The sequence below is a fragment of the Photorhabdus sp. RM96S genome (genome assembly GCF_042879335.1).
Lineage (GTDB): Bacteria > Pseudomonadota > Gammaproteobacteria > Enterobacterales > Enterobacteriaceae > Photorhabdus > Photorhabdus kayaii.
Genome location: NZ_JBHFKT010000180.1, coordinates 1 through 454, shown reverse-complemented (window position 1 = coordinate 454; position 454 = coordinate 1). Strand labels below are relative to the sequence as shown.

The window sequence follows — 454 nt, the reverse complement described above, 5'->3', positions numbered from 1 at the left end:
AAATGGAATACCTGCTGTTGCATGGCGGCAGCCGGGGGCACCTGCTGCATTATGAACTGCTGTGGGACGGGGAAGACAACGGCGCAGCCCACCTGTGCGGCCTGCTGGATGCCGGAGAACCGGACTCAGCAACCGCCGGCAGTGAACGCAAGTCTGACCCGAAAGGTCGCAAGTCTTCCCCAAGTCCGGGGCAAGTCTGGCCTGAGTCTGGGGAAGAAAAACCCGCGTCAGCCCGGACAGTACAAGAGCCGGCGGGGGCACAAGTCCGGGCAGATGAAAACGCTGTTATCAGGGAAAATAATCACGGAGACGCATTGCCTGTGCCCGACAGGGATAAAACGCCGGCAGCCGTCCCGACAGGTCATGAGAGCAAGTCTGACTTAAATAAACGCAAGTCTGCCTCAAGTCTGGGCCAGGTCCGGGCTAAGTCTGGGGTAAAAAAATCCCCATCAGG

General features: G+C 58.8%; 1 protein-coding gene. It reads right to left on the bottom strand.

What is annotated here, in order from left to right; all coding sequences use genetic code 11:
- Positions 1-261: hypothetical protein (locus tag ACGF49_RS24855; RefSeq protein WP_387493420.1), on the bottom strand; the 261-nt coding region annotated here is incomplete at its 3' end.
- Positions 262-454 lie beyond the last annotated feature (193 nt).